The sequence below is a fragment of the Streptomyces sp. 7R007 genome, assembly GCF_054850255.1.
Map to the genome: position 1 here is coordinate 44,849 of NZ_JBTWMV010000019.1, position 20,851 is coordinate 65,699.

Sequence of the window (20,851 nt, forward strand, 5' to 3'; positions counted from 1 at the left end):
CCCACCATTGTGCGCCAGTCCCGTGCGCCCCTAGACGATTTCGGTGTCAAGGGTCACGGGCCCGGCCGGGGGACCTTCGTCGAGCAGCCTGCGCAGCAGCTCGGCGAGTCTGGTCGGATACACCGTCTCATGTGCCCGGGTCAGTTCCGCACACGTCCACCAGCGCGCTCCGGCGACACTGCGCCGCTCCAGCTCGGTCAGGGCCGTGGCGGCCGTCGCCGTCTGGCTCGTACGGGCCAGGTAGTACCACTCGTCCTGGTCCCAGCGGCGGCCCGCGAACGGGAACGAGCACATCCGCCGCCACAGCACCGGACCGAGTTCCACCTCGGTGATGCCGGTCTCCTCGGCGAGTTCCCTGAGAGCGGCCTGTTCACGTGTCTCCGCGCCCTCGAGCCCGCCCCCGGGCGTGAACCACCAGTCGTCGGCCGGATCGTCCGGCTCGTGACCGTGCAGCAGGAGAATGCGGTCGTGCGGGTCGAGCAGCACCACCCGGGCCACCTTGCGCGGCTCGCCCGTGAAGGAGGCCTCAGCCGGCACGCACGGGCTCCGTCCCGGTCCGCGCGCGCCGCCGGCCCAGCCGCTTGGCGATCGGACCGTACGCCCCGCCGCCGAGGACGAGCACCGCGCCGACGACGATCAGCGCGACGATGATCCGCAGCGGCCCCGGCGAGGAGATCGCACCGAGCACCTCGAACCCGGTCGGCTTCTGCAGCATGCCGTCCATGGGCCAGACCACCGCGTCCACACGGGCCGACACGGCGCTGGTCGCGACCGTGCCGCTGGCGGCGTCGGTGAGGTGGGCGGTGGAGTCCAGCGAGCCCTGGCGCTCGTCGCCGAGCAGGAAGAGCCGGCCCCTGGGCACGGTGACGGTCGGGAAGTTCTTGATCTCGGCGAGGCTGCCCTTGGGCAGATACGGTTCCTCGATCTGCTTGCCGTTGACGGTCAGCTTGCCGTCCGTGCAGCAGGACACCTTGTCGCCGCCGACCGCGACCACGCGCTTGACGACGGGCGCGTTGGTGACCCAGCTCTTGTCGGTGAAGACGACGACGTCACCCCGGTGCACCTCGCTGCCGTCGACGCGCTGCGCCAGGACCCGGTCGCCGGCGTCGATCGTCGGGGTCATCGAGGTGGTGGGGACCGTGTACGGGCGGTACACCACCGCGCCCCAGGCGAACCCTCCGAGGAACAGCACGATGCCCAGGGCGACCGCCAGCCCGGACAGCCGCTGTCCGGCCCTGCCGCCCACCGGGACCGTGCTCTTGCCGCCGCTACGCGGGGCCGTACGCGTCGTGCTCTCGCCAACCATGGCCCGCACCCTACCCGGCGGTACCTGACCCGGTCAGCCCTTCCGGGGCGGCCCGGGCCACAAGCTCCACGAGGGTTTCACGCGAGCCCGCGACCCGCCTCACGCCAACCCGCGGACCCACCTCACGCCAACCCGCCACCCACCTCACGCCAACCCACGGACCCGCCTCACGCGAACACACGCGTCCCCTGACGCGCCCCGCGCCCTCTCGCGCGACCGCGACCGCGCCCCGTGCCCTCTCACCCGACCACGACCAGCGACCCCGCCCGGTCGCCCCGCACGCCCGTCACCCGGGCGTCCGCTCCGAGTCCCGTCGCCGGCTCACGACCACCGTCGCCCGCCTGCGGCGCCACAGCGCCGCCGGCACCACCCCGGCCAGGGCCACCGCGTCCGGCGCGGTCGTCAGGGCGGCGGAGGCCGAGGACTGGTCGCCGAGGCCGGTCTGGTCGAAGGTGTCCGGGATCGGGAGGGTGTCCCAGCGGTTGATCGGCCAGGCGATCACGATGGCGCGGCCGACGACGTCCTTCACCGGGACCATGCCGTTGTGCTTGTCGCTCTGGTTGTAACGGGAGTCGCGCGAGTTCTGGCGGTGGTCGCCCATCACCCAGATGTAGCCCTTGGGCACCTTCACCGTGAACTGACCGCCCTGGTCGTCGACGCTGCACGGGGTGTTGCCCGGGTACACGTACGGCTCGTTCAGCGCCTTGCCGTTGACCGTCAGCGGGCCGCTGTTCTTGCAGGAGACCGTGTCGCCGCCGACGCCGATGACGCGCTTGATGAGGTCCTTCTCCTCTGCGGACGGCATCAGGCCGATCCAGCTGAGGACCTTCTGCAGCGCGTTCGGGTTGGCCGTCGGCTCGCCCGCCAGCCAGTTGTCGGGGTCGTGGAAGACGACGACCTCGCCGCGCTCGGGCTTGGAGCCGAACCAGGGGGTGAGCTTGTCGACGAGGACGCGGTCACCCTGCTGGAGGGTGTTCTGCATCGAGTCGGACGGGATGGAGAACGCCTGCACCAGGAACGTCTTGATCAGCAGTGCCAGCACCAGCGCGATGCCGATCAGGATGGGCAGCTCCTTCCAGAAGGAGCGCTGCTTCTTCGCCTTGGGGGCCGAGTCGCCCGGCCCCTGCCCGTCCCCGTCGGTGCGGGTCTGCTCGCCCGGCGCCGCGGCGTCCTCCTCGGGCGCCCCGGAGTCACTCCCGGAGGTCACGGCGCCGTCCGCGGCCGGGTCGGCGGACTCCACGGGGCGCCCGTGGTGTTCCTCGCCGTCGTGTCCGGACCGTGCGCCAACCGCCACATCCCCCACGCCAACTCCTTACTCTGTGCCGCCGCCTGCCCATGACCCGGTGCAGGCCCACCACTCCCATAACGAGCGGGAGTTCCGCAGGGCTCGGGAGTTGGATCGTTCCGTTCGGATCCTCGGAGGCAACCCTATGCGACGGCTGGACGGACGCGGTCGTCCCGGACGTGGAGTCGGAGACCGAGGCGAAAGTTTTAGGTTCTTTCAAGGTCGTCCAGTGACCGAACGGCCAGGCGATGACCATGGCCCGGCCCACCACCGAGTCCACGGAGACCGTGCCTCCGTAGTCGGTGTTCTGGTGCGAGCGGGAGTCCGCGGAGTTGCCCCGGTGGTCGCCCATCACCCACAACCGCCCCTTCGGGACGGTGATGTCGAACGCCTGCTCGGACGGGGCGTTTCCGGGATAGAGGTAGTCCCCCTCGGTCAACGGCACGCCGTTGACGGTCACCCGTCCTTGCGCGTCGCAGCACTTGACGTGGTCGCCGCCGACGCCGATGACCCGCTTGATGAGGTCCTTCTCGTTGTCGGACGGCAGCAGCCCGATGAAGGTGAGCCCCTCCTTGACCTGCTTGACGACGACGGGGTCGTTCTTCTTGGTCGTGGTCTGCTCGTCCGCGAGCCAGCCGCCGGGGTCGTGGAAGACGACGACGTCGCCGCGCTGCGGCTTGGAGCCGAACCAGGGGGTGAACTTGTCGACCAGGACGCGGTCGCCGATCCGGATCGTCTGCTCCATCGAGCCGGACGGGATCACGAACGCCTGGACGAGGAAGGTCTTCAGGACGAGGGCTATCAGGACGGCGACCCCGACCAGGAGCGGTATCTCCTTGACGGCGCTGCGCCTGCGCTTTCGTTTGACCTTGCGCTGTAGCTTGCGCCGCTCGGCGCGGGTGCGGCCGCCGCTCGGGGCGGTGCCGGAGGTGCGGCGGGAGCCGGTGGGCAGGAGGTTCTCGGTGCCGAGGGCGCTGAGGCTGCCGGTCGGTGCCGGCCGGCGCGGTTTGCCGCGGTTACCCATGCGCACCGCCGGCTGCGGGCACGCGCGCGTAGGCGGCGGGTCGGTGCAGGCGCGTGAGGTGGGCGGTGGGCCAGACGATCCAGTCGGCGCGCCCGATGACGTCCTTGACCGGGATCATGCCGCCGCCGGGCGAGCCCAGGTGGTCGCGGGAGTCGGCGGAGTCGCTGCGGTGGTCGCCGAGGACGAAGAGGGTGCCCTGGGGCACGACGACGTCGAAACGCACCGTGGACGGGCTGTCGCCGGGGTACAGGAAGGTCGACTCGTCGACCGACCGGCCGTTCACCTCGATCCTCCCCTTCTTGTCGCAGCAGACCACGTGGTCTCCCCCCACACCGACGACGCGCTTGATGTAGTCCGCGTTTCCGAAGTACCCGGTTCCGTCGAAGACGACCACATCGCCGCGGCGCGGTTCGGCACCGAAACGGTACGCCAACTTATTTACGAGAACGCGGTCCCCGATCCTCAATCCCTGTTCCATGGATCCGCTGGGAATCTGGAATGGTTGCGCCACGAACGTGTTGAGGAGAAGCAAAAAGACCAGGCAGACCAGGAGGGTCAGGGAGATCCGTCCGCCGGGCAGCCAGTCGGTGATCCGCGCCACCAACGCGAAACGCGACCGTCCCTCCCGCTCCTCTGTGTCCGAGATCTCCTCGGATACGGAAGGGCGGGAGGAGCGGTCGCGCTCCGTGTGCTGTGCTTCGGTGTCCATCGGGGCCCGATGCTATCCGGCCCCGATGAGAACCCCGGTAAGAGCTCAGCTCTCGCGCTTCTCCTTGATCTTCGCGGCCTTGCCGCGCAGGTCGCGCAGGTAGTACAGCTTGGCGCGACGCACGTCACCGCGGGTGACGAGCTCGATCTTCTCCACGATCGGGGTGTGCACCGGGAAGGTGCGCTCGACGCCGACGGAGAAGGAGACCTTGCGGACCGTGAAGGTCTCGCGCACGCCGGAACCCTGGCGGCGGATCACCACGCCCTTGAACTGCTGCACACGGGAGCGGTTGCCCTCGATGACGCGGACGTGGACGTTCACGGTGTCACCCGGGCGGAAGGCCGGGACGTCGCTGCGCAGCGACGCGGAGTCGACGGAGTCGAGCAGGTGAGACATGTCGTCTGCTTTCTTCGCTGATGCCACAGGTCATCAACGGCACGTAGGTAATCACTAGGGACTGCGGTGCGGGTCGGGGCGGGCGTCGTGTCCCCCTGTGGCAGGGGCGCACGCCGGACGGCGCACAGCAGCGGCCTATTCTTCCACGCCCTCTGGCCTGCGCCAAAATCGGCCGTGCGGCTCCCCCTCCGGGTCGGGCGCCCAGCCCAGGATGGAGAGCATCTCGCGGTCCTTCTTGTCGAAGGCCTTGGGGTCGCACCGCTCGATGAGGTCGGGCCGGTTGGCCGTCGTCCGCTTCAGCGCCTCGTCGCGCCGCCACCGCGCGATCTTTCCGTGGTGGCCGCTGAGCAGCACGTCCGGGATGCCCCGGCCGCGCCACTCGGGCGGCTTGGTGTAGACGGGGCCCTCCAGGAGGTTGGCCATGGCGCCGGGTGCGAAGGAGTCGTCCCGGTGCGACTCGGCGTTGCCGAGGACGCCGGGCAGCAGCCGGGCCACGGCCTCGGTGATGACGAGGACGGCCGCCTCGCCGCCGGCGAGGACGTAGTCGCCGATGGACACCTCGTAGACGGGCATACGGGTGGCGTACTCGTCGATCACCCGCCGGTCGATGCCCTCGTAGCGGGCGGGCGTGAAGACCAGCCAGGGCCGCTCGGCGAGTTCGACGGCGAGTTCCTGGGTGAAGGGGCGTCCGCTGGGCGTGGGGACGATCAGGGCCGGCGCGTGGGAGCCGGCCTCGTAGCCGTCGGCCAGCGCGCTGTCGAGCGCCTCTCCCCAGGGCTCGGTCTTCATGACCATGCCGGGGCCACCACCGTACGGCGTGTCGTCGACCGTGTTGTGGCGGTCGTAGGTCCACGCGCGCAGGTCGTGCACATGGACGTCCAGCTGCCCCCGCGCGCGTGCCTTGCCGACCAGGGAGACGTTCAGGGGTTCGAGGTACTCGGGGAAGATCGTGACGACGTCGAGGCGCATCGCTTACGACTCTTCCCGGGACGAGGACGGCTCTTGCCGCGAGTCCTCCCGCGAGGAGGCGATCTCGGCCCGGTCGTCGATCAGGCCGGGCGGCGGAGAGATGACCGCGCGCTGCTCCTCCAGGTCGATCTCGGTGACGATCTCCCCGACGAAGGGGATCATCACCTCGCTGCCGTCCGGTCGCTCGACGATGAAGAGGTCCTGGGACGGCAGGTGCGAGATCTCGGTGATCCGACCGACCTCCACACCGTCCTCGGTCACCACGTCGAGGTCGATGAGCTGGTGGTCGTAGTACTCGTCCTCTTCCTCGGGCAGCTCGTCCGGGTCGACCTCGGCGATCAGGAGGGTGTTGCGCAGGGCCTCCGCGGCGGTGCGGTCGCGCACGCCCTCGAAGCGCAGCAGCAGCCGGCCGCTGTGGACCCGGCCGGTCTCGATGGTGAGCGGACCCACCGAGGCGGGGTCGGTGGCCAGGACGGCGCCGGGGGCGAGCCGCAGTTCGGGCTCGTCGGTGCGGACCTCGACGGTCACCTCGCCCTTGATGCCGTGGGCGCGGCCGACCCGCGCGACTACCAGCTGCACTTCTCACGATCTCCTGTCATACGACGGCCCCCACGACGTCGGGCCGGGGACGGCCCAGTGGCCCTCCCCGGCCCGAGCCGGTGCTGCGTTCGGCGTCAGCGGACGTGGTCGACGTCGACGAGGTCGACGCGGACACCGCGGCCGCCGATGGCGCCCACGACGGTGCGCAGAGCGCGTGCGGTGCGGCCGTTGCGGCCGATCACCTTGCCGAGGTCGTCCGGGTGGACCCGGACCTCGAGCACGCGTCCGCGACGCAGGTTGCGTGAGGCGACCCGCACATCGTCAGGGTTGTCGACGATGCCCTTCACGAGGTGCTCGAGAGCCTCCTCAAGCATGGTCACGCCTCGGCCGACTCGGACTCGGCGGCAGCCTCGTCCTTCTTCTCCGCCTTCTTCTTCTGGGTGATCGCCTCACCCTTGCCCTCGTCGTCGCCACCGAGGGCCTCGAACGACGGACGCGCCTTCTTCGGCTCGGCGGTCAGCAGCGGAGCCGGGGCGGGCTCGCCCTTGAACTTCTGCCAGTCGCCGGTCTTCTTCAGGATGGCGAGCACGGGCTCGGTCGGCTGCGCGCCGACACCCAGCCAGTACGCCACGCGCTCGGCGTCCACCTCGATGACCGACGGGTTGTAGGTCGGGTGGTACTTGCCGATCTCCTCGATCGCACGGCCGTCACGACGGGTGCGGGAGTCGGCGACGACGATGCGGTAGTGAGGCGAACGGATCTTGCCCAGACGCTTCAGCTTGATCTTGACTGCCACGGGAGTGGGTTCTCCTGGATTTGACGTGGTTGGGCACGGCGAGATTGCCGCGTGGGGTTGCGGTACCCGAGTGCCCGATGGACGCGTCAGCCGGAGGAGAGAGGGGTCCTGTGCGGCTGTCGAGTACAGCTAGCCATTGTGCCACATCCGGCGGACCGCTCCGGACCGGCGGCCCCGGCGGCGGGCACGCCTGAGCGGCATCCGGCGTCCGCCTGACCCGACGCCGGATGCCGCCCGGGCTCACGTCCGACCGACAGCCACGAGATGCCGGTAGTCGTGCCCCCGCGCCTACGCCGCCCCGGCCACCTCGGGGATCCGGAACGGCTTGCCGCAGCCGCCGCACACGATCGGGGCCTGGGCCAGGACCGAGGGGACGACGCGTACGTTGCGGCCGCAGTCGCAGACCGCCTTGACCCGGACGCCGCCGCCGGAGGAGCCGTGGCGGGCGGCCGGGCCCCGGAAGGTGCGGGTGGTGTCGGCGGAGGTGGCCGCGGTGTGCGCCTTCAGGGCGCGCTGGAGGCGCTCGATCGTCGGACGGTAGCGCCGCTTGGCCTCGGGGTTGAGCGTGACCAGCGAGAAGCCGCTGCTCGGGTGCGGCTCCTCGGGGTGGTCCAGGCCCAGCTCCTCGGCGATCGCCAGGAACCTCCGGTTGTGGTACCGGCCGGCGCGGGATGTGTCGCGCACGCCGCGGGCGGCGGCGATGCCATGGACTGCCTCGTGCAGCAGTCGCTCGAAGGAGAGCTCGTGACCGCACGCGGACGAGGACTCTCCGATCAGGGACTCGGGCGCGGCGAGATCGGGCAGCTCGGGGTGGTACCGCTGAATGTCGGCCCACGCCTGTGCCAGCTCTGCGGCGAGAACAGGTGGTGTCTGTGTCGTGCTCACGTAATGACAACGAGCGGGGGTGCCCCTGTGTTCCTATTCCGGGGCATCCCAAATAATTTGCACGTACCCGTCAGTTGCCGCTGATGCGTGGAGACGAGGGCGGGTGCGCTGATCTGCGGAGAAGCCTCACAGCTCGTACCAAGCTGGTGCGTAGTGTGATCTACGCACCAGCACGTAGATCGTGTCCACGCGCTGGTGCGGCTGCGATCCGCGTGTGCGCAAGAGGCGTTTCGGTCGCTCTCGGCGCGGACGGCGCTGCCTCAGTAAGCGCGCGCGACGACCGCGACGTTACCGGGTGCGTCCTCGGCGTCCGGCACCGACCCGTCCTCGGCGACCAGACACCGTACGGTGACCGCGTGTTCGGCCAGCCTGGCCTCGCCCTCCGCGCCGAGCGCGGCCCACGGGATGCGGGCCCAGCCGCCGGCCGCGGCCGCCTCGACGGCCTCCTCGACGGTCGCCACCTCGGACGTACGGGACAGCCGCCGCTGTCGTGACTGGGTCAGCAGCAGCGCCTGGTCCTCCTCCAGCATCCCGGGCAGCACGTCGACGAGCCCGTCCAGCGCCACCGGCTCCTTGCCGCCCGGAATCCGGCGGACCAGCGTCGCCGTGCCGCCTGCCAGGTCACGCGGGCCCACCTCGACCCGCACCGGCACGCCCTTGAGCTCCCAGTCGACGGCCCGGCGTCCGAAGGGGACGTCGGTGCGGTCGTCGACGTGGACGCGGACGCCCGCCGCCCGGAGCCGGTCGGCCAGCTCGCGGACCTTGGCCAGAACCGGCTCGTCGCCCTTGACCGCGACGACGACGACCTGGATCCGCGCCAGCCGCGGCGGCACCCGCAGCCCGTCGTCGTCCCCGTGCGTCATCACCAGGGCGCCGATCATGCGGGTCGTCGAGCCCCAGGAGGTCTGCCAGACGAGCTCCTGCGTGCCCTCCTTCGACAGGTACCGGGTGTTGAAGGCCCTGGCGAAGTTCTGGCCCAGTTCGTGACTGGTGACCATCTGCAGGGCCTTGCCGTCGCCCATCATGCTTTCCAGCGTGAGGGTGTTGACGGCCCCGGCGAAGCGCTCCTTGGCCGTCTTGCGGCCGGCCACGAAGTCCATCGCGAGGACGTTCGTGAGGAAGTCGCCGTAGACGTGCCGATGGATGTGCGCGGCGAAGTCGCGCGCCTCCTCGTAGGTGGCGTGCGCGGTGTGGCCCTCCTGCCACAGGAACTCCGTGGTGCGCAGGAAGAGCCGGGGCCTGAGCTCCCAACGCACCACGTTCGCCCACTGGTTGATCAGCAGGGGCAGGTCGCGGTAGCTCTGCACCCACTTCGAGAAGTAGTCGTTGACGATCATCTCGGAGGTGGGGCGGACGACCGCGGGCTCCTCCAGTTCCTTGCCGCCGCCGTGCGTGACCACGGCCAGTTCGGGTGCGAAGCCCTCCACGTGGTCGGCTTCCCGGGCGAAGTACGACTGCGGGATCAGCAGCGGGAAGTACGCGTTCTGCGTGCCCGTCTCCTTGATGCGGGCGTCCATCTCGGCCTGCATCCGCTCCCACAGCCCGTACCCGTACGGTCGGATGACCATGGTGCCGCGCACCGGGCCGTTGTCGGCCAGTTCCGCCTTGGTGATCAGGTCCTGGTACCAGCGGGGGAAGTCGTCCGCCCGGGGTGTGAGCACGGGAGCCTTTGCCATGGCGCGATGTTACGGGCCCACGTTGCCGTGATGTGAATTCTTTTCGCCTGCACAGCCCACCCACAAGCCGGGCCCGTCAACCCCTGGACGAGCGGTCGAGTGCGGAGTTACCTGGCATACGGGGGAAGTGCGAGCGCACGTCACGGGGGCCACGGACATGGGCACAACGGCAACTCTCGGCGGATTGGGGCGCTTTACATGACACCTACGCTCGTGCGGCAGCACCTACCTCACGCGGGCCGGACGCCCCGTGTGGACCTGTGTGCACGCGCGCGTGACTGGTCCGAGATCCAGGAGCGGATGCTGGTTCCGCTCTACGAGGCCGTCTACGAGCGACTGGAGGTGGGTGCCGGCACGCGGCTGCTGGGCCTCGGGTGCGGCAGCGGACTGGCCCTGCTGATGGCGGCCTCCAGAGGCGCGGCGGCCGTCACCGGTGTCGACTCCTCGTCCCAGAAGCTCGCCCTCGCGCGCGAGAGGCTGCTGCCGCAGGCCTGGGACGGCCGCACGCGTGCGGACACCCGGATCATCGAAGGGGCACCCGGGGACGCGGCCGACGCGGAGACGCCCGCGTACAACCTGGTGACCGCCTTCGAGCCCGTCGGGTGTCTGGCGGGCGACTCGGAGGGACTCGGCGAACTGCTGCGGGCAGCGACACCGCTCGCCGAGCGCGGGGCGCCCGTGGTGCTCGCCGGCTGGGGTCCGCCGGAACGGTGCACCACGTCGTCCGTGCTGCGGGTCGCCACCAGGCTCGCGGATCCTCCCCCCGGCTCTCGGCATCGCTCGGTCTGGGGAGACCCCCGGCGCGGCGTGGGCGGTTGGCGCCCCGCCCTTCGCGATGACCTGGAGGAGGTGGTCCGGCGCGCCGGCCTCAAGCCGGACGGTTCGGGGCGGGTCTCCTGCCCCTTCGGGTACGCCGACACCGACAGCGCGCTGCGGGGGCTGCTGTCCACGGGCCTGTTCGACGCGGCGATCTCCGCGACCGACCGCACGCAGGTCGACAAGGAGGTGACGGAGGCGCTGCACCCCTATGTGCGCGGCGACGGCACGGTGTGGATGCCGAACGTCTTCCGCTACGTGATCGCGCGCACGCCCTAGACCCGCGCCGCACCCGCCGTGCGGCAGGCGCCGGCCTCCGCGGGGTTGGTCGCGTCCGGGTGTGACGGCGACGACCAACCCCCGGCGTGCCGGCGGGTGGGCTCAGCCCATGAACTTCTTGAACTCGTCCGGCAGCTCGAAGTCCTGCGGCGCCTGCTGACCCGGCACTCCGAAGGCACCGCCCTGGGCGGCCGCCGCGCGCCGGGCGGCCTCCTCCTGCTCCTGCTGCTTGCGCTTCATCGGGTTGCCGGAGCGCTGCTTGCCCTTGGCCTTCTTCGGCTGCTTCTTCGCGCGGCCGGGGCCGCCGCCCATGCCCGGGATGCCCGGCATACCCGGCATGCCGCCGCCCTGGGCCATGCGGGACATCATCTTGCGGGCCTCGAAGAACCGCTCGACCAGGTTCTTCACCGCGCTGACCTCGACACCGGAACCGCGCGCGATACGGGCGCGGCGGGAGCCGTTGATGATCGTCGGGTCCTGGCGCTCGGCCGGCGTCATCGACTTGATGATCGCGGCCGTGCGGTCCACGTCCCGCTCGTCGAGGTTGTTGATCTGGTCCTTGATCTGGCCCATGCCGGGCAGCATCCCGAGGAGCTTCGAGATGGAGCCCATCTTCCTGACCTGCTCCATCTGGGCCAGGAAGTCGTCCAGGGTGAAGTCCTGGCCCTTCTTGGACGCCAGCTTGGAGGCCATCTTCTGGGCCTCTTCCTGGCTGAACGTCTTCTCCGCCTGCTCGATCAGGGTGAGCAGGTCACCCATGTCGAGGATGCGGGAGGCCATCCGGTCCGGGTGGAAGGCGTCGAAGTCCTCCAGCTTCTCGCCGTTCGACGCGAACATGATCGGCTTGCCGGTGATCTGCCGGATCGACAGGGCCGCACCGCCGCGGGCGTCGCCGTCGAGCTTGGAGAGCACCACGCCGTCGAAGCCGACGCCGTCACGGAAGGCCTCGGCGGTGTTGACGGCGTCCTGGCCGATCATCGCGTCGACGACGAAGAGGATCTCGTCCGGCGAGACCGCGTCCCGGATGTCCGCGGCCTGCTGCATCATCTCCTGGTCGATGCCCAGGCGGCCGGCGGTGTCCACGATCACGATGTCGTGGACCTTGGACTTCGCGAAGTCGATGGAGTCCTTGGCGACCTTGACCGGGTCGCCGACGCCGTTGCCCGGCTCGGGCGCGTACACGGCGACGCCCGCGCGCTCGGCGACGACGCTCAGCTGGTTGACGGCGTTCGGGCGCTGGAGGTCGGCGGCGACCAGCAGCGGCGAGTGCCCCTGCTCCTTCAGCCAGCGGCCCAGCTTGCCCGCGAGGGTGGTCTTACCGGCACCCTGCAGACCCGCCAGCATGATCACGGTCGGCGGCTGCTTGGCGAAGCGCAGGCGCCGCGTCTCGCCGCCGAGGATCGTGACGAGCTCGTCGTTGACGATCTTCAGGACCTGCTGGGCCGGGTTGAGCGCCCTGGACACCTCGGCGCCCAGGGCACGCTCCTTGACGTTCTTGATGAACGTCCGCACGACCGGCAGCGCCACGTCCGCTTCGAGCAGCGCGATCCGGATCTCGCGCGCGGTGGCGTCGATGTCCGCCTCGCTCAGACGCCCCTTGCCGCGCAGATTCTTGAAGGTCGCTGAGAGGCGATCGGAGAGAGTGTCGAACACGGCGGCGTCGGTCCTCGGTGTCGGGGGCAGTGTGAGCGTCTTCCAGGGTATCCGGCCGCGCAAGACAATCGACCCGCCCGGACCCCTTCGGGGTCACCCCCGCAGCGTCTCCTCCAGCTTGCGTGCCACGCTCGCCGCCTCGTCGCCCGGCAGGGGCGCCCCGTCGGGCCCGGTGACGTAGAAGGCGTCCACCGCGTTCGCGCCCAGCGTCGACACGTGCGCGCTGCGCACCCGTACGCTCGCCTCCTCCAGCGCCCGTCCGATGCGGAACAGCAGGCCCGGCGCGTCCTGGGCGCGGACCTCGATCACCGTGGCGTGCCGGGAGGCGGCCGGGGCGACCGTGACGCGGGCGGCCGGGGCCACCCAGCCGCGGCGCCTGGGGTAGGCGGCGTCGCGTTCGGCGAGACGGCCGGCGATGTCCAGGGTGCCGTCCAGCGCCCGTACGAGATCCGCCCGCAGCCGGGCGGCCTGGGGCAGGGAGCCGTACTCGGCGGCGACCCGCCAGTCCAGCAGCAGCACCGCGCCCTCGACGCCGTCCGGCAGCTCCTGGGCGCGCAGTTCGGCGGTGCGGACGGTCAGCCGGTGCATGGCGAGGACGCCGGCGACCGCGGGCAGGACGCCCGGCTGGTCGGGTACGGCGATGAGCAGCTCGACCCCGAGCGGCTCGGGGTCCCCGGCGGGCTGGTCCTCGGTCGGCGGCTCGGTCTGCGCGCGCAGCGCCAGCACCGGACTGCCGGTGGCGATCGCCTCGATGGCGAGCCGTTCCTGCTCGGCGGTGGGCGCGGCGGCCTCGGGCTCGTCCAGGTCGTCCCCGGCGAACACCGCCGAGACCCGCTTGACCAGGTCGGCGACGAGGGAGCCGCGCCAGGACGACCAGGCCGCCGGCCCGGTGGCCAGGGCGTCCGCCTCGGTGAGGGCGTGCAGCAGTTCCAGGGTGCTCTGTGTGCCGACCGCCTCGGCGACCGAGCGGACGGTGGCGGGGTCCTCCAGGTCGCGCCGGGTGGCGGTCTCGATGAGCAGGAGGTGGTGGCGTACGAGCGTGGAGAGCACCGTGACGTCCGCGCGGTCGAAGCCGATGCGGGCGGCGACGTCCTTGGCGATGATCTCGCCGGCCACCGAGTGGTCGCCGGGCCAGCCCTTGCCGATGTCGTGCAGCAGCGCGGCGACCAGGAGCAGGTCGGGGCGGCTGACGCGGCGGGTGAACTCGGAGGCGCGCACGGCGGTCTCGATCAGGTGCCGGTCGACGGTCCAGACGTGCACGGCGTTGCGCTGCGGCCGGCAGCGCACCCGCTCCCAGTCGGGCAGCAGGCGGGTGATCAGGCCCTCGGCCTCCAGCGCCTCCCACACCTCGACGGTGGGCCGGCCGGAGCCGAGCAGGGTGACGAGCTGTTCGCGCGCCTCGGCGGGCCAGGGTGTGGGCAGCGGGCGCACGGTGGCCGCCAGGCGCCGTACGGCGTGCAGGGAGAGCGGCAGGCCGGCCTGCGCGGCGGCGGCAGCGGCGCGCAGCGGCAGCACCGGGTCGCGCTCGGGGCGCGCGGCGCGGGCGAGCACCACCTCGCCGTCCTGCTCGACCACGCCCTCGGCCAGCGGGGAGCGCTCGGCGACGGGTTTGCCGCCCCCGAGCATGGCGCGCAGCCGGGGCCGTACGGCGCGCGAACGCAGCACGCGCCCCACTTCGCGCCAGGTGACGTCACTGGCGTACGAGATGACCCGCGCCGCCTCGTAGACCTGGCGCAGCAGGGTGTCGGCGTCGAGCAGTCCCAGTTCGGCGGCGACCTGGTCCTGTTCCTGGAGCGCGAGCCGGTCGGTGGCGCGGCCCGTGGTGAGGTGCAGGGCGTCGCGGACGTCGAGCAGCCGGCGCCGGGCGTCGTCGAGGCCCTCGCGGGGGGCGTCGGCCAGCCAGGAGGCGGCGACGGCGCGCAGGGTGGTGGCGTCGCGCAGGCCGCCGCGGGCCTCCTTGAGGTCGGGCTCCAGCAGGTACTGCAGCTCGCCCTGGCGGTCGGCGCGTTCGGCGCACAGTTCCTGGAGTTCGGGCAGGCGCTTGGGCGCCTGGTTGCGCCAGTCGGCGAGGACGGCGGTGCGCAGGGCCGCGGTCAGCCCCAGGTCGCCGGCGATGTGGCGGGCGTCGAGGAGGCCGAGCTGGACCTTCAGGTCCTCGCCGGCGGTCTTGCGGGCCTCTCCGGGGGTGCGCACGGAGTGGTCGAGGGCGAGGCCGAGGTCCCAGACGGGGTACCAGATGCGGTCGGCCAGGGCGGCGATCGCCTTGGTGTCGCCGCCGTCGTGCAGGAGCAGCAGGTCCAGGTCGCTGCGCGGGGACAGCTCGCCGCGCCCGTAGCCGCCGACGGCGACCAGCGACACCCCGCGCATCCCCTCGGCCGCCGCGCCGAACAGCCCTGTCAGCCAGTCGTCGGTCAGCTCCGACAGGGCCGCACGGCGCGGCGGCCCGGACCGCTCCCCCTCGGTGAGGAGGTGCAGCCGGGCCGCCGCGTAGCCGCTGGGTCCCGAGTCCTCTGCTTCGTTGCGCACGTCCGTACTCGACACCCAGCAGCTCCTGTTCTGTTCTCCGGTCAGAGCGCGTCGGGTCCGCGCTCGCCGGTCCGGACCCGGACGGCCGTCTCGACCGGCAGGGACCAGACCTTGCCGTCACCGATCTTGCCGGTGCGGGCCGCCTTGACGATGACGTCGATCAGCTGCTCGGCGTCGTCGTCCTCGGCCAGCACCTCGATGCGGATCTTGGGCACCAGGTCGACGGTGTACTCGGCACCACGGTAGACCTCGGTGTGACCCCGCTGACGACCGTAACCGCTCGCCTCGGTGACCGTCAGGCCGTGCACCCCGAAGGCCTGGAGGGCTTCCTTGATCTCGTCGAGCCGGTGCGGCTTGACGACGGCGGTGATGAGCTTCATGCGTCCACCTTCTTGCTGTCGGCGCCGACACCGGCCGGGACGGCGGTCCGGGCGGCACCGCCGCCGGCCCCGCTGAAGTCGTATGCGGTCTCGGCGTGCTCGGCCTGGTCGATTCCGGAGATCTCCTCGTCCTCGCTGACCCGCATGCCGATGGTCTTGTCGAGGATGAAGGCGAGGATCGCGGAGGCGATCAGGGAGTAGGCGAGGACACCGAAGACACCGGCGCACTGGATCCAGAACTGGTGCATCCCGCCGCCGTAGAAGAGGCCCTTCACGTCGGACTGGCCCTTGCCGCTGGCGAACAGGCCGATCAGCAGGGAGCCGAGGATACCGCCGACCATGTGGACACCGACGACGTCGAGGGAGTCGTCGTAGTTGAAGCGGTACTTCAGGCCCACGGCGGCGGCGCAGCCGACACCGGCGATCGCGCCGACCGCGATGGCGCCCAGCGGGGAGACCGCGCCACCCGAGGGGGTGATGGCGACCAGGCCCGCGACCGCGCCGGAGGCGGCGCCCAGCGTGGTGAACGCGCCGTGGCGGATCTTCTCGTAGACGAGCCAGGCGCACATGGCGGCGGCGGTGGCGATCTGGGTGTTGACGAACATCAGCGGGCCGACGCCGTCGTCGTTGCCGAGCCAGGAGCCGGCGTTGAAGCCGAACCAGCCGAACCACAGCAGACCGGCGCCGAGCATGACCAGCGGGAGGCTGTGCGGGCGCATCGGGTCCTTCTTGAAGCCGACGCGCTTGCCGATGACCAGGATCACGCCGAGGGCCGCGGCACCGGCGTTGATGTGGACCGCCGTACCGCCGGCGAAGTCGATCACGCCCAGTTCGAAGGCCCAGCCGCCGGTGCCCCAGACCCAGTGGGCGACCGGGAAGTAGACGACCGTCGCCCACAGGATGAGGAAGAGGGTCCAGGCGGTGAACTTGACGCGGTCCGCGAGGGCGCCGCTTATCAGGGCGGGCGTGATGATCGCGAACATCATCTGGAAGACGGCGAAGACGAACACGGGGATCGTGTAGCCGGACCAGATGTCCATCTTGTCGATCCCGGCCCAGCCGACGTAGTCGCCGGTCCAGCCGATGAGCGAGCCGTGGTCCGTACCGAACGACATCGAGAAGCCGTAGAGCACCCACAGGATGGTGATGACGCCCATGCTGATGAAGCTCATCATCAGCATGTTGAGGGTGCTCTTGACCCGGACCATGCCTCCGTAGAAGAAGGCCAGGCCCGGGGTCATGATCAGCACCAGGGCGGAAGCAATGAGCATGAAGCCTGTGTTGGCGGCAGACAACTTGTCTGCGGCAAGCGTGATGGCTGGTGCCATCGGCGTCTCCTCGTCGTTGGTACGGCCCCGTGCGGGCGAAGCCTGAGCGGATTGAGGGGTGGGCCGGTTATGCGCCATGAGATTGGCGCAGCGCGGTTTCGGTGGAAGCCCCTCGTTGTTTCGCCGCCGTGACGAAGACGCCGTGTGTGTTACGCGTCGATGAACTGCCGGATGTCCGCCGTATCGATCGTTATCGTGGCGCAACCTTCCCTGAGGGAAAGGATCCGGCCGCGGTCGGCCTTCCGATGACCTGGCATGGGGGAGCCGAGTCGGGCAGTTCGGGAGGGCCGGCCACGGCCGGGGTCAGGGGTTTCAGACCGCCTCGGCGGTCTCCGGGAGCTCGATGGCGAGCTTCTCGGTGAGGTCCACGACCTCGGCCACCTCGCCGAAGTCGCGTACGGCCGTGTCGACCGTCTTTCGGATACGAGTGTTCACGCGCTCGGAGCGGACCTTCTTGGCGATGTGCAGGGCCCGCTCGGCCAGCACCGCGCTCTGCTCGGGCTCGCGGCGCAGCAGGTGGACGGTGGCCATGCCGATCAGGTTCAGCGCGTACGACCGCTGGTGCTCGTCGTCCTGGGCGAACAGGTCGACGGCCCGCTGCATCAGGGGCTCGGCCAGGGAGGCGTAGGCGGGGCTGCGGCCGGCGACATAGGCGAGGTCGCGGAAGGAGTGGCTGTTCTCGCCGTAGAGCTCGGCCTCGGAGAAGAAGCGGATCCAGTCGGGGTCCGGCTCGTCCCACTCGCCGGTCTCGGCGAAGGTGTCCTCGGCCATCCGCACGGCCCGCTTGCACTTGCCGGGCTGGCCCATGTTGGCGTAGGCGCGGGCCTCCATCGCATACAGCATCGACTGGGTGCGGGGGCTCGCGCAGTCGCGGCTTCCGTACTGCGCGAGGTGGATGAGTTCCAGGGCGTCGTCGGGCCGGCCGAGGTGGATCATCTGGCGGCTCATGCTGGAGAGGATGTACGAGCCGAGCGGCTTGTCGCCGGCCTCCTTGGCGGCGTGCAGGGCGAGCACGAAGTACTTCTGGGCGGTGGGCTGCAGACCGACGTCGTACGACATCCAGCCGGCCAGCTCGGCCAGTTCGGCGGCGACCTTGAAGAGCTTGCGGGTGGTGGCCTCGGGCTGGGGCTCCTGGAGGAGGTCGGTCACCTCGTGCAGCTGGCCGACGACCGCCTTGCGGCGCAGACCGCCGCCGCACTGGGCGTCCCACTGGCGGAACATCACCGTGGTGGATTCCAGGAGGTCCAGCTCCGGCTTGGACAGCCGGCCGCGGGCCCGGCTCGCGGGTCCGGGCTCCGGCTGCGGGGCCTGGGGGGCGGGCACCAGCCAGCGCTGCATGGGCTCGATGAGGGCCGGGCCCGCGGACAGGACCAGCGAGCTCCCGAGGAAGCCGCGCCGCGCCAGCATCAGGTCGCTGCGCGAGAACTCGCCGAGCAGGGCCACTGTCTGCGGGCCCGTCCAGGGCAGGTCCACGCCGGACACGGACGGTGACTGCCGTGCCGCGCGCAGGCCGAGGTCCTCCACGGAGACCACGAGGCCGAAGCGCTCGGAGAACAGCTCGGACAGGATCCTGGGGATGGGTTCGCGGGGGTTCTCGCCGTCCAGCCAGCGGCGGACCCGCGAGGTGTCGGTGGAGATGTGGTTGGCGCCCAACTGACGGGCCCGGCGGTTGACTTGACGGGCCAGTTCGCCCTTCGACCAGCCGCTGCGCACGAACCAGGACGTGAGCAACTCGTTCGGGCGCTTCTCGCTGCCGGTCGCGGTCGCCCCGCCTTGGCCGTTGTCGCTCACTGGAACGCCCCCATCCCTGAGACCACTTGTCGCCGAGTGCGCCAAGCCCTATCAGAATGCCGGTGAATACGGCCTCTCGTCCGCCGGTTCTCACCCTTCGAACGGGATACCGACTTGCCTCCGGCATACCCACGAGCGCATGTGCCCCCAGGCCTCGTGCACTCACGGTAATCCTACGATCACCCGTCCAGCCATGGCGATCCCGGAAACGCCACCATTCGCCACCCCTTCGAATGAACTCCTGGTCGCCACTACGCGATTCACTTGACATAGGACGACCGGGGGTGGGCGGAGTGGTGCACTCAGGGGCGCACGCAGCCGAACTCACCACCCGGGGCACTTCCGAGCGCCGCCCAGACCCCGCGGAGCCGGGGCACTGGGAACACAGAGGGTCACGATCCGCTTCCGCGCCGTAACCGTCGGCGCTTCGGACCGTTGGAGGGGGCATGGGTTTCACGATCGGCGGCATCCGGGAGATCCGTTCCGGCACGCGTCGGCGCGGCCGCTCCTCGGAGTGCACGACTGTCGCCGAGTACACGGGACTGTGGGGCTGGGACGTGGTGCCGGGCGCACGGGCCGCGGCGGGCGCCTGTTCCTGCGGCCGGGCGGACTGCCGGGCGCCGGGCGCGCACCCGCTCGACTTCGCGCCCCCGGTCCCCGCCGGCGCCACCCTCGACGACGTGACCAAGGCCTGGTCGGAGCTGCCCGGCGCCTCCGTGATGCTGCCGGTCGGCCGTGCCTTCGACGTGATCGAGGTGGCCGAGCCCGCCGGGCGCCGTGCCCTGGTCCGCCTGGAGCGCATGGGCCTGCCGCTCGGCCCTGTCACCGCCACCCCCGAGGGCCGCGCCCACTTCTTCGTCGCCCCCGGCGCCGCCGCCGAGCTGCCGGACCTGCTCTACCGCATGGGCTGGGACGACCCGACCTCCCTGGACCTGCGCGGCCTCGGCCCCGGCGCGTACATCACGGCCCCGCCGTCCGACCGGGGCGGCCTGGGCCCGGTGCGCTGGCTGCGGGCGCCCTCGCTGGACACGGCGTCGAAGCCGCCGGCGGCACGGCTGCTGCTGGGCACGCTGGCGTACGTGGCGCACCGGTCACGGGCGTAGCCGGGGCGGTGGCAGGACCGTACACAGCGAAGCACCCGTCTCCCGACTGCACCTCGGGAAACGGGCGCTTCTCCGTCCACGCACCGACACAGTTGTCCGGCGTCACTCCCCGATAAGGGCGTCAACGAACGCCTCCGGCTCGAACGGCGCCAGGTCGTCCGCGCCCTCGCCCAGGCCCACCAGCTTCACCGGCACGCCCAGCTCGCGCTGCACGGCGACCACGATGCCGCCCTTGGCGGTGCCGTCCAGCTTGGTCAGGACGATGCCGGTGATGTCGACGACCTCGGCGAAGACGCGGGCCTGCACCAGGCCGTTCTGCCCGGTGGTGGCGTCCAGCACGAGCAGCACCTCGTCCAGCGGCGCGTGCTTCTCCACGACGCGCTTGACCTTGCCGAGCTCGTCCATGAGGCCGGTCTTGGTGTGCAGGCGGCCGGCGGTGTCGATGAGCACCACGTCGGCGCCCATCTCCTTGCCCTCCTTGACCGCGTCGAAGGCGACCGAGGCGGGGTCGCCGCCCTCCGGCCCGCGCACGGTGTAGGCGCCGACGCGCTCGCCCCAGGTCTGCAGCTGGTCGGCGGCGGCGGCACGGAAGGTGTCGGCGGCGCCGAGGACGACGGACTGTCCGTCGGCCACCAGGACGCGGGCGAGCTTGCCGGTGGTGGTGGTCTTGCCGGTGCCGTTGACGCCGACGACCATCACGATGCCGGGCTTGCCGGTCTCCGGCTCGGTCCTCACCGCGCGGTCGAAGTCGGTGCCGACCAGCTTCAGCAGCTCGTCGCGCAGCAGGCCGCGCAGTTCCTCGGGGGTGCGGGTGCCGAGCACCCTGACGCGCTCGCGCAGGCCGTCGACCAGCTCCTGGGTGGGCTGCACGCCGACGTCGGCGGTGAGCAGGGTGTCCTCGATCTCCTCCCAGGTCTCCTCGTCGAGGTGCTCGCGCGACAGCAGCGTGAGCAGGCCCTTGCCGAGGGCGTTCTGGGAGCGGGAGAGACGGGTGCGCAGGCGCACGAGCCGGCCGGCGGTCGGCTCGGGGACCTCGATCTCGGGGACTTCCAGGGAGGGCGGTTCCTCGACGGCGACCGGCGCCGGGCCACCGCCCGGAAGATCCACCTCCTCTATCGTGCGGCGCGGTTCGTCGCGCGGCGTCTCGGCCTCGTCGCCGACGTGCGGCTCGGCCGGCGGGGTGGTGATGTCGGGCGCGGAGGGCGGCGGCGGGGGCAGCGGCTTCTTGCGCCGGCTGCCGATGACGAGCCCGCCGAGCGCGCCGAGCACGACCACGGCGATGACTACAGCAAGGATGACGGTTTCCATAACGCGTCCAGTATCGGCCATGGGGTCCCGTGGCACCCCTCTGGATGTCTGACGGGTCGTCAGCTAACGTCCTCCCCCACA

The 20,851-nt window shown here is 71.1% G+C and carries 20 protein-coding genes; 2 read left to right on the forward strand and 18 right to left on the reverse strand.

The window, feature by feature from the left end; all coding sequences use genetic code 11:
- Positions 1-30: 30 nt before the first annotated feature.
- The 12 genes from ACYF6T_RS24505 to proS all read right to left on the reverse strand — a co-directional run bounded on the left by ACYF6T_RS24505 (position 31) and on the right by proS (position 9,586).
- Positions 31-537, reverse strand: coding sequence for an NUDIX hydrolase (locus ACYF6T_RS24505; protein WP_461698981.1), 507 nt, complete (start codon positions 535-537; stop codon positions 31-33).
- Entirely contained in the window at positions 527-1,306 is a 780-nt protein-coding gene (gene lepB / locus ACYF6T_RS24510; RefSeq protein WP_461698982.1) for a signal peptidase I, read from the reverse strand. The genes ACYF6T_RS24505 and lepB (ACYF6T_RS24510) overlap by 11 nt, the downstream gene beginning before the upstream one ends.
- A gap of 286 nt (positions 1,307-1,592) precedes the next feature.
- Entirely contained in the window at positions 1,593-2,609 is a 1,017-nt protein-coding gene (gene lepB, locus ACYF6T_RS24515) for a signal peptidase I (protein WP_461698983.1), read from the reverse strand.
- Positions 2,497-3,615, reverse strand: a complete 1,119-nt coding sequence (gene lepB / locus ACYF6T_RS24520; RefSeq protein ID WP_461698985.1) for a signal peptidase I — start codon at positions 3,613-3,615, stop codon at positions 2,497-2,499. Before lepB (ACYF6T_RS24520) ends, lepB (ACYF6T_RS24515) begins: the two co-directional genes overlap by 113 nt.
- The gene (gene lepB, locus ACYF6T_RS24525) at positions 3,608-4,324 is read right to left on the reverse strand and encodes a signal peptidase I (protein ID WP_461698986.1); all 717 of its coding nucleotides are present in this window, start codon (positions 4,322-4,324) and stop codon (positions 3,608-3,610) included. The genes lepB (ACYF6T_RS24520) and lepB (ACYF6T_RS24525) overlap by 8 nt, the downstream gene beginning before the upstream one ends.
- A 45-nt stretch (positions 4,325-4,369) precedes the next feature.
- Entirely contained in the window at positions 4,370-4,720 is a 351-nt protein-coding gene (gene rplS, locus ACYF6T_RS24530; RefSeq protein WP_171114436.1) for a 50S ribosomal protein L19, read from the reverse strand.
- Positions 4,721-4,855: 135 nt separating this feature from the next.
- Positions 4,856-5,689, reverse strand: a complete 834-nt coding sequence (trmD, locus tag ACYF6T_RS24535; protein ID WP_461698987.1) for a tRNA (guanosine(37)-N1)-methyltransferase TrmD — start codon at positions 5,687-5,689, stop codon at positions 4,856-4,858.
- Between the two features lie 3 nt (positions 5,690-5,692).
- Entirely contained in the window at positions 5,693-6,268 is a 576-nt protein-coding gene (gene rimM / locus ACYF6T_RS24540) for a ribosome maturation factor RimM (RefSeq protein ID WP_461698989.1), read from the reverse strand.
- A gap of 95 nt (positions 6,269-6,363) precedes the next feature.
- Positions 6,364-6,603 carry an RNA-binding protein gene (locus ACYF6T_RS24545; RefSeq protein WP_404193982.1) on the reverse strand — a complete coding sequence of 80 codons (240 nt, stop codon included), beginning with the start codon at positions 6,601-6,603 and terminating at the stop codon, positions 6,364-6,366.
- Between the two features lie 2 nt (positions 6,604-6,605).
- Complete coding sequence (rpsP, locus tag ACYF6T_RS24550; protein WP_151786085.1) at positions 6,606-7,025, reverse strand: 30S ribosomal protein S16; 420 nt, start codon at positions 7,023-7,025, stop codon at positions 6,606-6,608.
- A 288-nt stretch (positions 7,026-7,313) separates the two neighbouring features.
- Positions 7,314-7,910 carry a hypothetical protein gene (locus ACYF6T_RS24555; protein WP_461698990.1) on the reverse strand — a complete coding sequence of 199 codons (597 nt, stop codon included), beginning with the start codon at positions 7,908-7,910 and terminating at the stop codon, positions 7,314-7,316.
- Between the two features lie 260 nt (positions 7,911-8,170).
- Positions 8,171-9,586: a proline--tRNA ligase gene (proS, locus tag ACYF6T_RS24560; RefSeq protein WP_461698991.1), complete on the reverse strand. Its 1,416-nt coding sequence runs from the start codon at positions 9,584-9,586 to the stop codon at positions 8,171-8,173.
- Between the two features lie 198 nt (positions 9,587-9,784).
- Here proS and ACYF6T_RS24565 point away from each other — a divergent pair, with 198 nt between their 5' ends.
- The gene (locus ACYF6T_RS24565) at positions 9,785-10,681 is read left to right on the forward strand and encodes a class I SAM-dependent methyltransferase (RefSeq protein WP_461698993.1); all 897 of its coding nucleotides are present in this window, start codon (positions 9,785-9,787) and stop codon (positions 10,679-10,681) included.
- Between the two features lie 102 nt (positions 10,682-10,783).
- Here ACYF6T_RS24565 and ffh read toward each other — a convergent pair whose 3' ends face one another.
- The 5 genes from ffh to nsdA all read right to left on the reverse strand — a co-directional run bounded on the left by ffh (position 10,784) and on the right by nsdA (position 18,359).
- Complete coding sequence (gene ffh / locus ACYF6T_RS24570; RefSeq protein WP_461698994.1) at positions 10,784-12,334, reverse strand: signal recognition particle protein; 1,551 nt, start codon at positions 12,332-12,334, stop codon at positions 10,784-10,786.
- Positions 12,335-12,427: 93 nt separating this feature from the next.
- Entirely contained in the window at positions 12,428-14,875 is a 2,448-nt protein-coding gene (locus ACYF6T_RS24575) for a [protein-PII] uridylyltransferase (RefSeq protein ID WP_461698996.1), read from the reverse strand.
- A 26-nt stretch (positions 14,876-14,901) separates the two neighbouring features.
- Positions 14,902-15,240 (reverse strand): P-II family nitrogen regulator, encoded by a 339-nt coding sequence (locus tag ACYF6T_RS24580; RefSeq protein WP_003997576.1) that lies wholly within the window; start codon positions 15,238-15,240, stop codon positions 14,902-14,904.
- Positions 15,237-16,568, reverse strand: coding sequence for an ammonium transporter (locus tag ACYF6T_RS24585; RefSeq protein WP_461698999.1), 1,332 nt, complete (start codon positions 16,566-16,568; stop codon positions 15,237-15,239). Before ACYF6T_RS24585 ends, ACYF6T_RS24580 begins: the two co-directional genes overlap by 4 nt.
- 312 nt (positions 16,569-16,880) lie before the next feature.
- Complete coding sequence (gene nsdA, locus ACYF6T_RS24590; RefSeq protein WP_461699001.1) at positions 16,881-18,359, reverse strand: transcriptional repressor NsdA; 1,479 nt, start codon at positions 18,357-18,359, stop codon at positions 16,881-16,883.
- A gap of 446 nt (positions 18,360-18,805) precedes the next feature.
- On the opposite strand from nsdA, the gene ACYF6T_RS24595 reads away from it, so the two are divergent.
- A complete protein-coding gene (locus tag ACYF6T_RS24595; RefSeq protein WP_461699002.1) occupies positions 18,806-19,462 on the forward strand; it encodes a bifunctional DNA primase/polymerase in 657 nt (218 codons plus the stop codon).
- A 102-nt stretch (positions 19,463-19,564) separates the two neighbouring features.
- Here ACYF6T_RS24595 and ftsY read toward each other — a convergent pair whose 3' ends face one another.
- On the reverse strand, positions 19,565-20,770 hold the full coding sequence (gene ftsY / locus ACYF6T_RS24600) for a signal recognition particle-docking protein FtsY (protein ID WP_461699003.1): 1,206 nt from the start codon (positions 20,768-20,770) through the stop codon (positions 19,565-19,567).
- Positions 20,771-20,851: the final 81 nt, after the last annotated feature.

What these genes read in the sequence shown, in the direction of transcription:
- lepB (WP_461698982.1), bottom strand. Translation starts at nt 1,306, where the DNA reads ATGGTTGGCGAGAGCACGACGCGTACGGCCCCGCGTAGCGGCGGCAAG.
- lepB (WP_461698985.1), bottom strand. Translation starts at nt 3,615, where the DNA reads ATGGGTAACCGCGGCAAACCGCGCCGGCCGGCACCGACCGGCAGCCTC.
- lepB (WP_461698986.1), bottom strand. Translation starts at nt 4,324, where the DNA reads ATGGACACCGAAGCACAGCACACGGAGCGCGACCGCTCCTCCCGCCCT.
- rplS (WP_171114436.1), bottom strand. Translation starts at nt 4,720, where the DNA reads ATGTCTCACCTGCTCGACTCCGTCGACTCCGCGTCGCTGCGCAGCGAC.
- trmD (WP_461698987.1), bottom strand. Translation starts at nt 5,689, where the DNA reads ATGCGCCTCGACGTCGTCACGATCTTCCCCGAGTACCTCGAACCCCTG.
- ACYF6T_RS24545 (WP_404193982.1), bottom strand. Translation starts at nt 6,603, where the DNA reads ATGCTTGAGGAGGCTCTCGAGCACCTCGTGAAGGGCATCGTCGACAAC.
- proS (WP_461698991.1), bottom strand. Translation starts at nt 9,586, where the DNA reads ATGGCAAAGGCTCCCGTGCTCACACCCCGGGCGGACGACTTCCCCCGC.
- ACYF6T_RS24565 (WP_461698993.1), top strand. Translation starts at nt 9,785, where the DNA reads ATGACACCTACGCTCGTGCGGCAGCACCTACCTCACGCGGGCCGGACG.
- ACYF6T_RS24580 (WP_003997576.1), bottom strand. Translation starts at nt 15,240, where the DNA reads ATGAAGCTCATCACCGCCGTCGTCAAGCCGCACCGGCTCGACGAGATC.
- ACYF6T_RS24585 (WP_461698999.1), bottom strand. Translation starts at nt 16,568, where the DNA reads ATGGCACCAGCCATCACGCTTGCCGCAGACAAGTTGTCTGCCGCCAAC.
- ACYF6T_RS24595 (WP_461699002.1), top strand. Translation starts at nt 18,806, where the DNA reads ATGGGTTTCACGATCGGCGGCATCCGGGAGATCCGTTCCGGCACGCGT.
- ftsY (WP_461699003.1), bottom strand. Translation starts at nt 20,770, where the DNA reads ATGGAAACCGTCATCCTTGCTGTAGTCATCGCCGTGGTCGTGCTCGGC.